The following is a 14230-nucleotide window of genomic DNA, read 5'->3' as shown; positions in this document are numbered from 1 at the left end:
TAGGGATTCGCAAACGCAAACGCCGGGCGCGAGCCCGGCGTTTGGTGTGCTTGGGAGAGTGTCCGGCATAGGCGTTTCGCTTCTGACGAATCCTGAATCCCGGATCACGAATCCCGCCGCTCAGTTGGCCTTGTGGATCGCGCGCTTGGACACTGCCATCGCCGCGTCGTGGATGGCCTCCGACAGCGTCGGATGCGCATGGCAGATGCGGGCGAGATCGTCGGCGGAGCCCTTGAACTCCATCGCCAGTACGCCTTCGTGCACCAGCTCCGAGACACCGACGCCAACTAGGTGCATGCCCAGGATGAGATCCGTTTCCTCGTGGGCGATGACCTTGACCAGGCCGGCCGGCTCGCCCATCGCGACGGCGCGCGCGATCGCGGCGAACGGGAAGGTGCCGACCTTGTACGGCGTACCTTCGGCCTTGAGCTGCTGCTCGGTCTTGCCGACCCAGGCGATTTCCGGCTCGGTGTAGATGACCCACGGGATGGTGTCGAGGTTGACGTGGCCCGGCAGGCCGGCGATCAGCTCCGCGACCGCGATGCCTTCTTCGAAGCCCTTGTGCGCCAGCATCGGACCGCGCACGCAGTCGCCCACGGCCCAGACGCCATTCACGCCGGTGTGGCAGTGCGCATCGACTTCGATCATGCCGCGCGCGTCCAGCTTCACGCCGGTGCCGTCGGCGAGCAGGCCCTTCGTCGCGGCGCGACGGCCGACCGAGACCAGCAGCTTGTCGACGGTGAGCGTCTTCTCGCCTTCGGCGTCGGTGTAGGTGACGACGACTTCCTTCGCCTTGCCCTTGCTCTTGATCTCGGTGTTGCTGACCTTCGCGCCCAGCTTGATGTCCAGGCCCTGCTTCTTGAATTCCTTGGCGGCGACCTTGGCGATTTCGCTGTCGGCGGCGGCGAGGAAGTCGGGCAGGGCTTCGAGCACGGTGACTTCTGCGCCCAGGCGCTTCCACACGCTGCCCAGTTCCAGGCCGATCACGCCCGCGCCGATCACGCCCAGGCGCTTCGGCGTCTCGGTGAAGTCCAGCGCGCCGACGTTGTCGACGATGTTCTCGCCGTCGAACTTGGCGAACGGCAGTTCGATCGAATCCGAACCGGCGGCGAGGATCACGTTGGTGGCCTTGAGCTCGACCGTGCTGCCGTCGTGCTGCTTGACGGTGACCACGTTGCCCGGCTGCAGCTGGCCGAAGCCGTAGAACGGCGTGATCTTGTTCGCCTTGAACAGCATCGCGATGCCGCCGGTGAACTGCTTCACGATCTTGTCCTTGCGACCGATCATGGTGCCGACGTCGATCTTGGCATCCTTGGTGGTGATGCCGTGTTCGCCGAACAGGTGCTGCAGGTTGTAGTACTGGCGCGAGCTGTCCAGCAGCGCCTTCGACGGCACGCAGCCCACGCGCAGGCAGGTGCCGCCCAGCGCCGGCTTGCCGTCCTTGCCCAGCGCCGCGTCGATGCACGCGGTCTTCAGGCCCAGCTGCGCCGCGCGGATGGCGGCGTGGTAACCGGCCGGGCCGGCGCCGATGACGATGACGTCGAAGTTCTGCTGTTCGCTCATTTCTTGATCCTTAAAGTCTTTCCCTTCTCGCGTCGGGAGAAGGTGCCCGAAGGGCGGATGAGGGGGAGCGGAGCGATAACGAAAAACTACCGGCGATCCATCAATGCAGAGCGTTGAGATCGCGGCTTCGTTCGCCCCTCACCCCAACCCCTCTCCCGTCGGGAGAGGGGCTCAAGTGCATTACATGCCCAGCAGCATGCGGTGCGGGTTCTCGAGCTGGTTCTTGATGTCGACCAGGAACAGCACCGCTTCCTTGCCGTCGATGATGCGGTGGTCGTAGGACAGCGCGATGTACATCATCGGCGCAGCGATGACCTGACCGTTCTCGACGATCGCGCGCTCCTTGATGGCATGCATGCCCAGGATCGCGCTCTGCGGCGGGTTGACGATCGGGGTGGACATCAGCGAACCGAAGGTGCCGCCGTTGGTGATCGTGAAAGTGCCGCCCTGGAGGTCGTCCAGGCCGAGCTTGCCGTCGCGCGCCTTCTTGGCGTAGTCGGCGATGCCCTTCTCGATGTCGGCGAAGCCCATGCGCTCGACGTTGCGCAGCACCGGCGTGACCAGGCCCTTCTCGGTCGACACGGCGATCGAGATGTCGGCGTAGCCGTGGTAGATGATGTCGCTGCCATCGACCGAGGCGTTGACCACCGGGTACTTCTGCAGCGCGTTGGCGGCGGCCTTGGCGAAGAAGCTCATGAAGCCGAGCTTGATGCCGTTGGCCTTCTCGAACTGCTCGCCCAGCTCCTTGCGCATGGCCATGACCTTGCCCAGGTTGACCTCGTTGAACGAGGTGAGCATGGCGATGGAGTTCTTGGACTGCATCAGGCGCTCGGCGATGCGCGCGCGGATGCGGGTCATCGGCACGCGCTCTTCCGGACGCGCGCCGCCGGCGACGCCGGCGCTCTTGCCCGAGGCGTAGTTGACCAGGTCTTCCTTGGTCACCGCGCCGCGACGGCCGGTGCCTTCCACCTGCGCCGGATCGATGCCCTGGGTGACGGCGGTGAAGCGCGCGCCCGGCGGCAGCTGCTCGACGCCGGCGGCGGCCTTCGGCGCTTCGGCCTTGGGCTGCACGGGCGCGGCGACGTCCTTGGCGGCGGCATCGTTCTTGGCGTCGATGGAGGCGGCGGCCGGTGCCGGCGCGGCGGCGGCAGCGCCTTCCTCGACGACCGCGATCAGCTGCTGGCTGGTGACGGTGTCGCCTTCCTTGAACTTGATTTCCTTGATCACGCCATCGACGGGCGAGGGCACTTCGAGCACGACCTTGTCGGTCTCCAGATCGACGATGTTCTCGTCGCGCTTCACGGCATCGCCGACCTTCTTGTGCCAGGTCGCGATGGTGGCGTCGGAGACGGATTCGGGCAGAACGGGAACTTTGATCTCGGTGCTCATGGGGCGGGCATCCTGATGACGTGCGGTATGGCGTACGTGGTGATGGTGGCGTTTCGAGCATTCACGGCCGGCGGTTAGCCGACCGTGACGTGCCCGGACTTACTCGGCGGTGATCTCGCCGCGCAGCGGGTTCTTCAATGCATCGGCGACCAGCGCGGTCTGCTCGGCGACGTGGTCGGCGAGGTGACCGGCGGCCGGCGACGGCGAACGCGCGCGACCGGCGTAGTGCAGGGTCTGGCCGGACTGCAGGCAGGCGGCGAGGTGGTGGCGGATCTGGTACCACGCGCCCTGGTTCTGCGGCTCTTCCTGGCACCACACGACATCGGTGGCGTTCTTGAAGCGCTTGAGTTCGGCGGCCAGCATCGCGCGCGGGAACGGATACAGCTGTTCGATGCGCAGGATGGCGACGTCGTCCAGGCCCTGCTTCTGCTGTTCTTCCAGCAGGTCGTAATAGACCTTGCCGCCGCAGGCGACGACGCGCTTGACCTTCTTCACGTCGGCCGTGGCGTCCGGAATCAGGTGCTGGAACTCGCCCTTGGCCAGTTCGTCCAGCGTCGACACCGCGAGCTTGTGGCGCAGCAGCGACTTGGGCGTCATCACCACCAGCGGCTTGCGCGTGGTCATGCGCATCTGGCGACGGATCATGTGGTACGCCTGCGCCGGGGTGGTCGGCGTGCAGACGATCATGTTCTCCAGCGCGCACAGCTGCAGGAAGCGCTCCAGGCGTGCGGAGCTGTGCTCCGGGCCCTGGCCTTCGTAGCCGTGCGGCAGGAACAGCGCCAAGCCGCACAGGCGACCCCACTTGGCCTCGCCCGAGGACAGGAACTGGTCGATCACCACCTGTGCGCCGTTGGCGAAGTCGCCGAACTGCGCTTCCCAGATGTCCAGCGTCATGGGATCGGCGGTGGCGTAGCCGTACTCGAAGCCCATCACCGCTTCCTCGCTGAGCAGCGAGTCGATGATGGTCACGTCGGACGGGTTCTTCACCAGGCGGCGCAGCGGCAGGACGTACTCGTCGTTGGTCTGCTCGTGCAGGATCGCGTGGCGATGGAAGAACGTGCCGCGGCCGCAATCCTGGCCGACCAGGCGCAGCTTGTAGCCTTCGTCGACCAGCGTCGCGTAGGCGAGGTTCTCCGCGAAGCCCCAGTCGCCCGGCTGTTCGCCTGCGACCATCTTGCGGCGGTCTTCGTAGATCTTCGCCACGCGCGGATGCAGCTTGAGGTCGGTCGGGACGTCGTTGATCGTCGCCGCCAGCTTGTCGAGCTTCTTGCGCTCGAACGTGGTGTCGACCGGATCGGTGAGCTTGCCCGACAGGTACTTCGACCAGTCGATGGTGAACTCGTCCGGCTTGACCTCGACCACTTCGGTCGTGACCGCGCCGTCGTCGAGCTTCTGGCGATAGCCGTCGACCAGCGCCTGCGCCTCGTCGGCGCTGAGCGCACCTTCGGCGACCAGCTTCGCGGCATACAGCTCGCGCGGCGTCTTGTGCTTGCGGATGACCTGGTACATCACCGGCTGCGTCGCCGCCGGCTCGTCGGCCTCGTTGTGGCCGTGGCGGCGGTAGCAGACCAGGTCGATGACCACGTCCTTGCCGAACTTGTTGCGGAAATCGAGCGCCATCTCGGCGCAGAACACCACCGCTTCCGGGTCGTCGCCGTTCACGTGCAGGACCGGCGCGCCGACCATCTTGGCCACGTCGGTGCAGTACAGCGTGGAGCGCGCGTCCTGGACGGCGCTGGTGGTGAAGCCGACCTGGTTGTTGATGACGATGTGGACCGTGCCGCCGACGCGGAAACCGCGCGCCTGCGACATCTGGAACAGCTCCATCACCACGCCCTGGCCGGCGAACGCGGCGTCGCCGTGGATCAGGATCGGCAGCACCTGCTCGGCGCCCTTGTCGCCGCGGCGGGTCTGGCGCGAGCGCACGGAACCGGCGACCACCGGGTCGACGATTTCCAGGTGCGACGGGTTGAAAGCCAGCGCCAGGTGGACCGGGCCGCCCGGAGTGGCGACGTCCGCCGAGAAGCCCATGTGGTACTTCACGTCGCCCTGGTGGGCGAGGTCGCTGTGGACGTGCTCGAACTTGCCTTCGAATTCGTCGAACAGGTGGCGCGGCGGCTTGCCGAGCGTGTTGATCAGGACGTTGAGGCGGCCGCGGTGGGCCATGCCGATCACCACGTCCTTGGCACCCTGTTCGCCGGCGCGGCGGATGGTGGTGTCCATCAGCGGGATCAGCGCGTCGCCGCCTTCCAGCGAGAAACGCTTCTGGCCGACGTACTTGGTGCCGAGGTAACGCTCCAGGCCATCGGCGGCGGTGAGGCGCTCAAGGATGCGCTTCTTGTCGGCGGCGGTGCGGCCGAACTTGCCGCCGGCCTTCTCCAGGCGCTCATAGATCCAGCGACGCTGTTCTGCGTCGGCGATGTGCATGAACTCCGCACCGATCGGGCCGGTGTAGGTGGCCTTGAGCAGGCCGAGCAGGTCGCCCAGCTTCATGCGGTCGAAGCCGCCCACGCCGCCGGTGCTGAATTCGGCGTTGAGGTCGCTATTGGTCAGCTGGTGGAACGCCAGGTCGAGGTCCGGCGCGTCCGGCTTCTGCAGCAGGTTGAGCGGGTCGATGTTGGCGCCCAGGTGGCCGCGCGAACGGTAGGCCGTGATCAGGCGGCCGACCTGGCGCTCGCGTTCGTCGCCCGCGCCGGCGGCCACGGCAACCACGCCGCGCGCGGCGAGGCGGCCGGCTTCGGCGATGTTCTCGATGACCGCGGAGTGGGGGACGTCACCGGCCTCGCGACCCTTGAAGCCGTCGAAATACGCCTTCCATTTGGGGTCGACACTGTCCGGGGAAACCAGGTACTGCTCGTACAGGTCTTCGACGAAAGCGGCATTGGCGCCGAGCTGGGAGGACTGGGAGAACTGCTTCAGGAGACTGTCCACGATGGCGATCGGGAAAACTCTGGTGGGGAAAGTGCGGGGGTAAGCCTGGATTGCGCGCGATCCGCGCTATTCAGGCGCCAAGATTCGGAATTATAGCCCTTGCACGGCGGCAAACGCCTACCACTTACGTCGAAACGGGAATGCCGACCGATCGCGAAAACGGTCCCGCGCACATCGCCCGGAACGACGGCCGCATGCAGGGCCGTACATAGCGTTGGGCCGTAGCGGCGTGCTTCAAGTGCGTGGGCGCCGGCGGGCCTTCACAGGCCCAGCGCGCGGTATTCGGAGCAGGGTCGGGCACGCTCCCAGACGGGCTCGAAATGGGCGCGCAGCTGGCGCGCACGCGCGTCCCCGTCGAGGCGGGTCTCGCCGTCGAAGCGGTGGCCGAGCGGCCGGAAGTACCAGCCGCCGCGGTCGTTGACGACGTAGGCCGAGGGGTAGTCACGATCCACCGGCTCCTCGATCGCGCGCAGGGCGAAGGCGGTGGTCAGGCGCTGGGCGAGGCCGAGCAGGGGCGCAATGGCCCGCTGCGGTGCGGCCGGGTCCTGCAGCAGGATCCGCACCTCGCCGCCGCCGACCGCGAAGCGGCGCAGGGCCGCCAGCGCCTCGGGCCGGTCGAACAGGCCGGGGTCCAGATCGCGGGTATAGACCAGAGCCTGGCGACGGGCGCCGTCGAGCACGCCCAGCAGCGCGGCCAGCCCGGCTTCGCGGCTCTCGACCGGGTTCACCGCGTCCAGCAGCAGCCGCATCGACTGGTGGTCCAATCCGGCTTCGACGAAGCGTTCGCCGTAGGGCAGGAAACCCTGCCTGGCGTAGAACGCCTGCGCGCGGACCTGCGCATGCAGGGTCACTTCCGGCCAGTGCAGTTCGCGGGCCTGCGCGAGCAGCGCTTTGAGCAGCCCTTCGCCGACGCCGCGGTTGCGCCAGTCGGCGAGCACCGCCATGCGGCCGATGCGACGGTCGGGCGTGAGGCGGCCGGTGCCGATCGGTTGGCCCTGCGCGTCGCGGGCGATGACGTGCCGGCACAGCGGGTCGAGGGCGTCGCGTTCGATCTCCACCGGCACGCCCTGTTCCTGCACGAAGACGGCATCGCGCACGTGGCGCAGCGCATCCAGCCCGTCGGCGAACCCGATCGGCTCGACGCTGAAACCGCTGGCGATGCCGGTCGCGCTCATTCCTCTTCGTCTCCCAGCGACAGCCGGTAGTGGCCGGCCTGCATCAGCCCGAACACGGTGTCGCGGGCGGCTTCCGACAGCGTGCCGTACGCGGCGCCGTCGAGCACCGATGCATTGGCGAGCAGGGCGGCCTCGGCGGCGGGCAACGGGTAGTCGTGCCCGCTTACGTACAGGCGCGCCGGTTCGCCCGCGCGGTGCGCGCGGCGCCAGGCCATGCGCGACCACGGATGGCGTTGCAACGTCGCACCGTGGTCGAGATCCCATTCGATCTCGATCCGCGAGCGGGTCAGCTCGCCGGCATGTACTTCGCCGGCCGCACGGTAGACGGTCATGAAGCGGCCGAACCAGTCGCCCAGTCGATCGGGGTCGTTCATGCGCAGCAGGTTCAGCGCGGCGACCGCGCGGTCCATCGCGGCCGCGTCGATTTCCGCCGGATCGGCCGGCGGCGTGAGGTCCGGATCGGCGTAACGCAGGGCGTCGTCAGCGTCGGCGGCGAGCGTGTCGACGAAATCGCCGAGCAGCTCCGCTGCGGACGGCGCGCGCATGCCGACCGAGAAGGTCAGGCAGGCGTCCTCGGCCACGCCGTTGTGCGGCACGCTCGGCGGCAGGTACAGCATGTCGCCCGGACCCAGCACCCAGTCGTGGGTCGGAGTGAACGACTGCAGCAGTTTGAGTTCGACGTCCGGGCGGAAATCCTGCGGAGGATTCGGACCCGCATCGATCTGCCAGCGTCGATGACCCTGCGCCTGCAGCAGGAACACGTCGTAGTGGTCCGTGTGCGGACCGACCGAACCGCCCGGCGCGGCGAACGACACCATGACGTCGTCGATGCGCCAGCGCGGGATGAAGGTGAAGTGGTCCAGCAGCGCCGCGAGGTCGGCATCCCACTTGTCCATGTCCTGCACCAGCAAGGTCCAGTCCTGGTGCGGCATGCCGGGGAATTCCTCCTCCTCGAACGGCCCTTGGCGCAGGGTCCAGCGATCGTTGGCGCGGTCGTGCATGACGATGCGCGACAGCGCGCCTTCCTCGCACGCCAGCCCGGCGAGGTCTTCGGGCTGCAGCGGCGATTCGAAGCCGGCGAAGGCGTTACGGATCAGCAGCGGCCGCTTGTGCCAGTAATCGCGCAGGAATTTCTCCGGCGTCATGCCCAGCGGCGGCAGGGCGCGTGCGTCGATTTCGATCGGCAACGCGGCCGATGCCTTCGCGGCGGGGGCCTTCTTTGCAGCGGTGTTCTTGGTGGGGGTCTTCTTGCTCATGTGGCGATCTCGTCGTAGCCGCGGCCAAGGAACTGGAGCAGGCACCAGCCGTGGCCGAACGGGTCGGACACGGTGACGATGCGGCCCCAGCTGGCCTCGCGGATGTCGCCTTCGCGGCGCGCGCCGGCGGCGAGGGCCTGGGCCAGGGCGGCCTCCAGGTCCTCGACGACGACGTCGCCGTGGATCGGCGTCCAGTGTCGTGCGAAATTGCGCATGGAAGTCCCAGCACCAGCGGTGCCGGCGTCCTTGCGCAGGAGATAGAGCGGAACCTCGAAGCCGAGCAGCTCGAGCATGTCATCGCCGAAGCGGCGTGCCGGACGCAGCCCGAACGCCTGCGTGTAGAACGCTTCGGCCGTGGCGAGATCGTCGACGTCGATGTTGACGAGCAGCTTCATGGGCACCGTCTCCAGACCGGCGCATCGCGCGCCGGGCGTCCATTCTGCCTTCCCGCCGCGCCGGGTTTCCTGAGCGCGGTCAAGCCGACGCGAGGTCCGCGTCAGCCCGCGTCGTTCAGATCTCGCGCGCGAGACGCTCGGCCAGGCCGATGTAGCTGCCGGGCGTCATCTCGAGCAGGCGCTGCTTGTCGGCGGCAGGCAGGTCCAGCGAGCCGATGAACTCGCGCATCGACGCCTCGTTGATGCCGTGGCCGCGGGTCAACGCCTTCAGCTGCTCGTACGGATTGGGCAGGCCGTGGCGGCGCATGACCGTCTGCACGGCCTCGGCCAGCACTTCCCACGCGGCCTCGAGGTCTTCGGCCAGGCGCTGCGGATTGACGCTGAGCTTGCCCAGGCCGCGCTGCAGCGCATCGAAACCGATCAGCGCGTGGCCGAACGCGGTCCCGAGCGCGCGCAGCACGGTCGAGTCGGTCAGGTCGCGCTGCCAGCGGCTGATCGGCAGCTTCGCGGCGAAATGCTCGAGCAGTGCATTGGCGATGCCGAAATTGCCTTCGGCGTTCTCGAAGTCGATCGGGTTGATCTTGTGCGGCATGGTCGAGCTGCCGACTTCGCCGGCCTTCACCGCCTGCTTGAAGTAGCCCAGCGAGATGTAGCCCCACACGTCGCGGCACAGGTCGATGGCGATGGTGTCGATACGGCGCTGCGCATCGCAGATCTCGGCGATGCCGTCGTGCGGCTCGATCTGGGTGGTGTAGGGCTGCCAGTTCAGGCCGAGTGAATGCACGAAACGCTCGGAGAAGACGGTCCAGTCCACGTCCGGATACGACACGACGTGCGCGTTGTAGTTGCCGACCGCACCGTTGATCTTGCCCGGCATGCGCGCCGCGGCCAGCGTTTCGCCCTGGCGCTGCAGGCGCGCGACGACGTTCGCCAGTTCCTTGCCGACGGTGGTCGGCGAGGCGGTCTGGCCGTGCGTGCGCGAGAGCATCGGCAGCGCGGCGTGTTCGTGCGCCATCGCGCGCAGCTTCTGGATGAGTTCGTCGAGCTTGGGCAGCAGCACGAACTGGCGCGCCTGGTTGAGCATCAGCGCGTAACTGAGGTTGTTGATGTCCTCGGAGGTGCAGGCGAAGTGCACGAACTCCAGAGCCGGGCCGAGCTCGGCGTCGTCCTTCAGGCGTTCCTTGATGAAGTACTCGACGGCCTTGACGTCGTGATTGGTGGTGCGCTCGATCTCCTTCACCCGCGCCGCATCGCTGGGCGAAAGTTCGTCGGCCAGCGCGCGCAGGCGTGCTGCGGCAGCGGCGGAGAACGGCTTGAGTTCGACGATGCCCGGCTCGTTGGCGAGCGCCAGCAGCCACTCCACTTCCACTTTCACGCGCGCCTTGATCAGGCCGTACTCGGAGAAGATCGGACGGAGCGCGTCGACCTTGCCGGCATAGCGGCCATCGAGCGGGGACAGGGCGAGCAGCTGGGCTTCAACGGACATGGGGGTCTTCGGGCGAAGGCAAACCGCGATTCTACTACTCCCGCCCGGGCCGACCCTCACCGATCGTATCGATCACGCCATCCGTAGCCCGGGTAAGCGCAGCGCACCCGGGACGTCGTCGCACCGAAGCCCCGGGTGCGGCCTTCGGCCTTACCCGGGCTACGCGTGCGTCTCGCCGGCAGCGCGTTGGGCGTAAGCTCGGCGCATCCAACCCCCGAGGACAGCGCGATGGCGAAGCAGCCTGGGCGCCGCGGCAGCGGCTTCCGCACCGAACACGACAGCATGGGCGAGTTGCAGGTGCCGGCGCAGGCCCTGTGGGGCGCGCAGACCCAGCGTGCGGTGCAGAACTTCCCGATCTCGGGACGCCCGATGCCACGTGAGTTCATCCGCGCGCTGGGCCTGATCAAGGCCGCGGCAGCAGAAGTCAACGGCGGTTTCGGCCTGCTCGGCAAGGGCGCGGCACAGGCGATCCGCGCCGCCGCGCTGCGCGTGGCCGAGGGCGAGCACGACGCGCAGTTCCCCATCGATGTGTTCCAGACGGGCTCGGGCACGTCGAGCAACATGAATGCCAACGAGGTGATCGCCGCCCTCGCCACGCAATCGGGCAGGAAGGTCCACCCCAACGATCACGTCAACCTGGGACAGAGCTCCAACGACGTGATTCCCACCGCGATCCGCGTCTCCGCGCAGCTGGCCACCGTCGAACGACTGCTGCCCTCGCTCAAGCATCTGCGTCGGACCATCGAACGCAAGGGGCGCTCGCTCGGGCGGCTGACCAAGACCGGCCGCACCCACCTGATGGACGCGATGCCGCTGACCTTCGCGCAGGAATTCGGCGCATGGGCCGCGCAGTTGACCTCCGCGCAGGAACGGATCGAGGACGCGCTGAAGCGGACGCGCCGCCTGCCGATCGGCGGCACTGCGATCGGCACCGGCATCAACGCCGATCCGCGCTTCGGCCGGAACATGGCGAAGGCCTTGTCCACGTTGTCGGGCGCGAAGTTCGAATCGGCGGCCGACAAGTTCGAGGGCATCGCGTCGCAGGACGACGCGGTGGAACTGTCGGGCCAGCTCAACGCGCTGGCGGTTGCGCTGATGAAGATCTCCAACGATCTGCGCTGGATGAATTCCGGACCGCTCGCGGGCCTGGGCGAGATCGAGCTTCCTGCGTTGCAGCCGGGCAGTTCGATCATGCCGGGCAAGGTCAACCCAGTGATCCCCGAAGCGACCTGCATGGTGTGCGCGCAGGTGATGGGCCATCACACCGCGATTACCGTGGCGGGGCAGAGCGGCAACTTCCAGCTCAACGTGATGCTGCCGCTGATCGCCTACGACCTGCTCGACTCGATCGGCCTGCTCGCCAACGTGATGCGGTTGCTGGCGGACGATGCGATCGAAGGCCTGAAGGTGCGGCCGGAACGCGTGCGCGAAGCGCTCAACCGCAACCCAATCCTGGTCACGGCGCTGAATCCGCTCATCGGTTACGAGAAGGCCGCGGCGATCGCCAAGCAGGCCTACAAGGAAGGGCGTCCGGTGCTGGAAGTGGCGATGGAAACCAGCGGACTGTCGGCGAAGCAGCTGCGCGAGCTGCTGGACCCGACCGCGCTCACGCGCGGCGGCATCCACGAAGGCGGTGGCGGGGGCGGCGGCTGATCGCCGCGCCCCCCGCGTTCGCCGTTACTGCTTGATTGGTGCCTTGGCCGCTTCGGCGGCCGCCGCCGCTTCCGCGGCTGCGTTCATCGTGGCCTTGTGGCTCTTCTCGTTCGCTTCCTTGGCGCAGTCGTCGATATCCGACTGGTCGAGGTTGGCGTAAGGCCTGAACTCCGGCAGCGAGGCGGCCAGTCGATTCTGCGAATCGCGCATCGCCGGCAGCAGCGCGCACAGCTCCAGCGCCGAGGCACGGATCTTGTCCGCTTCGGCCTCGACGCGCTTCTCGATGTCATCGGTGCGTCCGGTGAAGATGCCGGTGATCGACTCGGTCACCGCGCGCGTCGCCAGGTCCGCGCCCTGCAGGCCGATGTCCACGCCCGCGTTGGCGACCTTCTGCACGTGGCCACGGTAGTCGAGCAGCAGCGCGCGCTGTTCCGGCGTCACCGGCACCGCCTTGCCGTCGATCAGCAGGTCGCCCTTGGGCGAGAGTTCGACGCGCTGGCCGCTCTTGCCGTTCTGGACGCTGATGTTGCCTTCGGCGATTTCCTGCCGCGCTTCGGCGATGGCCTTCTGCACGGTGCTGGAGATCGCGGAGGTTTCCTTGGCCGGCGCGGCGCCGGAGGAGGAACTGGACGGACTCGCGCCGCAGGCCGAAAGCAGCGACAGCGTGCCCAGCACGGCGACGAACGAGAGGCTGCGCGAAACGGAAGTCATGGCGCGTTCCTGGGTATGGAAGGAAAGATTCATTCGTCGCGCGGCACGTCGACCTTGCCGCGCACGCCGCTGTGGCCGACCGAGCCGCTGCCGACCTTGCGCACGGTCAGGTTCCCGCCCACCGCGTAGGCGTCGAGATCGCCGGAGCCGATCTTGTCGGCGCTGACGTCGCCGCCGACGTCGCGCAGTTCGACGTCGCCCGAGCCGATGCGGCCGATGGTGGCACCGCCGGAGATGCGGCGCGCCTTGATGTCGCCCGAACCGACCTCGAGCACGTGGAGCGAGCCGATGGTGTCCAGTTCGATGTCGCCGGAACCGACGTCGGCGGTGACCTGCCCGCGGATGTTGCGGGCCTCGACATCGCCGGAGCCGACGTCCGCGCTGAGCGCGGAGGCGCCGCTCACGCGTGCATCGCCCGAACCGACCTTGAGGTGCACGAGCAGGTTGTCGGGCACGCTGGCCTCAAGCATCAGGTAGGCGTAATTCGCCGAACCGAAGCTGAAGTTCACGATGTCGTCGCGCTCCGCCGTGACGACGAGGCGGTCGCCGACGCGCTGCTGGGTGAGGGTGAGTTGCTTGAGGCGGTCCGGGTTCGACGCGCAGGCCTTGCCCTGCACGGCGGCCTTGGCGCCGGGACGCGCGTTCACGACCAGGTCGTGCGGACCGATGTCGAACATCACCGATTTCACGCCGGCGAGGTCGAGTTGCAGGTTGCGCGGTTCCGAATGCTTGCATTCGTCGGCGAAGGCCTGTCCGGCGAACAGCGCGAGCGGGAGCAGGGCGATGGCGGGAAGCATCTTGCGCATGGGTGACTCTCTCTCCGTTGAGGGCCCTGATTGGATGCGGGAAAAGCGCGTTGGGTTGCGCCGCCCGGACTACTTGAGCAGCAGTGGCTTCAGCGTCGGCCAAGCGTTCTCGAGCACCCGCGACTGCGCATCCGCATTGGGGTGGATTCCGTCGTCCTGCAGCAACGACGGCTGGTCCGAGATACCTGCCAGCAGCGACGGCAACAGCGCGACATCCTTCTCGTCCGCGACGGCCGCGTAGGCGTCGCGCAGCAGGTCCGCCGAGCCGTCCTTGTCGAACGCCGGCGGGATCGCGAAGCCCAGCACGGCTACCTTGGCGCCGGCACCCCGCGACAGGTCGACCAGGCGCGCCAGGTCACGGCGGATTTCGGGTCCCTTGGCGCCGAGGATCGCGTCGTTGCCGCCCAGTTCCAGCAACACCACGTCGGGACGATGCTCGGCAAGCAGCGACGGGAGTTCGGTCAGCGCGTCCGCCAGCGTCTTGCCGCCGCGGCTCGCGTTGACAATGGCCGGTGCGTGTGCGGAATGTGCAACGAGCCTGCGATCCAGCAGTGCGACCCATCCGGCGGTTTCGGGCATGCGGTGCGCGGAGCTGAGACTGTCGCCGACGATGAGCACGGTGTCGGTCGTCGCATCGATCGTCGAGTTGCCGGCCAATGCCGACAGCGATGTCGCGAACAGCGAGAACGAGAGAATTGCGGTGTACGCGAGACGCATCGGGCTTTCCTTGGGCGATGGGGTGTACTTCTGCTTCCTGACTTCACTGCCGTCCCTGGCGATGCGTTACCGGCTTCGGGTTGCCCGGCCCGGCCGTCCGTGGCCGGGCGTTCGGCACGCCGCGCGGCATGCCGCGCAAGCGGCGTGC

The 14230-nt window shown here is 67.7% G+C and carries 11 protein-coding genes; 1 reads left to right on the top strand and 10 read right to left on the bottom strand.

The window, feature by feature from the left end; genetic code table 11:
• Window positions 1-120 precede the first annotated feature (120 nt).
• From lpdA to purB, 7 genes are all read right to left on the bottom strand, one after another.
• Window positions 121-1563, bottom strand: a complete 1443-nt coding sequence (gene lpdA / locus FOF45_RS16680) for a dihydrolipoyl dehydrogenase (protein ID WP_158986840.1) — start codon at window positions 1561-1563, stop codon at window positions 121-123.
• Between the two features lie 180 nt (window positions 1564-1743).
• Window positions 1744-2952, bottom strand: a complete 1209-nt coding sequence (gene sucB / locus FOF45_RS16675; RefSeq protein WP_158986838.1) for a dihydrolipoyllysine-residue succinyltransferase — start codon at window positions 2950-2952, stop codon at window positions 1744-1746.
• 99 nt (window positions 2953-3051) lie between these two features.
• Window positions 3052-5883 carry a 2-oxoglutarate dehydrogenase E1 component gene (locus FOF45_RS16670; protein ID WP_158986836.1) on the bottom strand — a complete coding sequence of 944 codons (2832 nt, stop codon included), beginning with the start codon at window positions 5881-5883 and terminating at the stop codon, window positions 3052-3054.
• A gap of 260 nt (window positions 5884-6143) precedes the next feature.
• Window positions 6144-7058 carry a GNAT family N-acetyltransferase gene (locus FOF45_RS16665; protein WP_158986834.1) on the bottom strand — a complete coding sequence of 305 codons (915 nt, stop codon included), beginning with the start codon at window positions 7056-7058 and terminating at the stop codon, window positions 6144-6146.
• Entirely contained in the window at window positions 7055-8314 is a 1260-nt protein-coding gene (locus FOF45_RS16660) for a cupin domain-containing protein (RefSeq protein ID WP_158986832.1), read from the bottom strand. Before FOF45_RS16660 ends, FOF45_RS16665 begins: the two co-directional genes overlap by 4 nt.
• The gene (locus FOF45_RS16655) at window positions 8311-8709 is read right to left on the bottom strand and encodes a VOC family protein (protein WP_158986830.1); all 399 of its coding nucleotides are present in this window, start codon (window positions 8707-8709) and stop codon (window positions 8311-8313) included. Before FOF45_RS16655 ends, FOF45_RS16660 begins: the two co-directional genes overlap by 4 nt.
• A gap of 115 nt (window positions 8710-8824) precedes the next feature.
• Window positions 8825-10195, bottom strand: coding sequence for an adenylosuccinate lyase (purB, locus tag FOF45_RS16650; protein WP_158986828.1), 1371 nt, complete (start codon window positions 10193-10195; stop codon window positions 8825-8827).
• Between the two features lie 228 nt (window positions 10196-10423).
• Between purB and FOF45_RS16645 the strand changes: the two genes are divergently transcribed.
• Complete coding sequence (locus FOF45_RS16645) at window positions 10424-11848, top strand: class II fumarate hydratase (protein ID WP_158986826.1); 1425 nt, start codon at window positions 10424-10426, stop codon at window positions 11846-11848.
• A gap of 24 nt (window positions 11849-11872) precedes the next feature.
• On the opposite strand, the gene FOF45_RS16640 is transcribed toward FOF45_RS16645, so the two are convergent.
• The 3 genes from FOF45_RS16640 to FOF45_RS16630 form a co-directional block, all read right to left on the bottom strand.
• Window positions 11873-12559, bottom strand: coding sequence for a YggN family protein (locus tag FOF45_RS16640; protein WP_199244517.1), 687 nt, complete (start codon window positions 12557-12559; stop codon window positions 11873-11875).
• Between the two features lie 29 nt (window positions 12560-12588).
• Window positions 12589-13365, bottom strand: a complete 777-nt coding sequence (locus tag FOF45_RS16635; protein ID WP_158986824.1) for a DUF4097 family beta strand repeat-containing protein — start codon at window positions 13363-13365, stop codon at window positions 12589-12591.
• Between the two features lie 69 nt (window positions 13366-13434).
• Entirely contained in the window at window positions 13435-14082 is a 648-nt protein-coding gene (locus FOF45_RS16630) for a GDSL-type esterase/lipase family protein (protein ID WP_158986822.1), read from the bottom strand.
• Window positions 14083-14230 lie beyond the last annotated feature (148 nt).

Source organism: Lysobacter panacisoli, assembly GCF_009765165.1.
Taxonomy (GTDB): Bacteria; Pseudomonadota; Gammaproteobacteria; order Xanthomonadales; family Xanthomonadaceae; genus Lysobacter_J; species Lysobacter_J panacisoli.
Note: the sequence above shows the minus strand (reverse complement) of the source record. Positions and strands in the feature narration are given on the sequence as shown.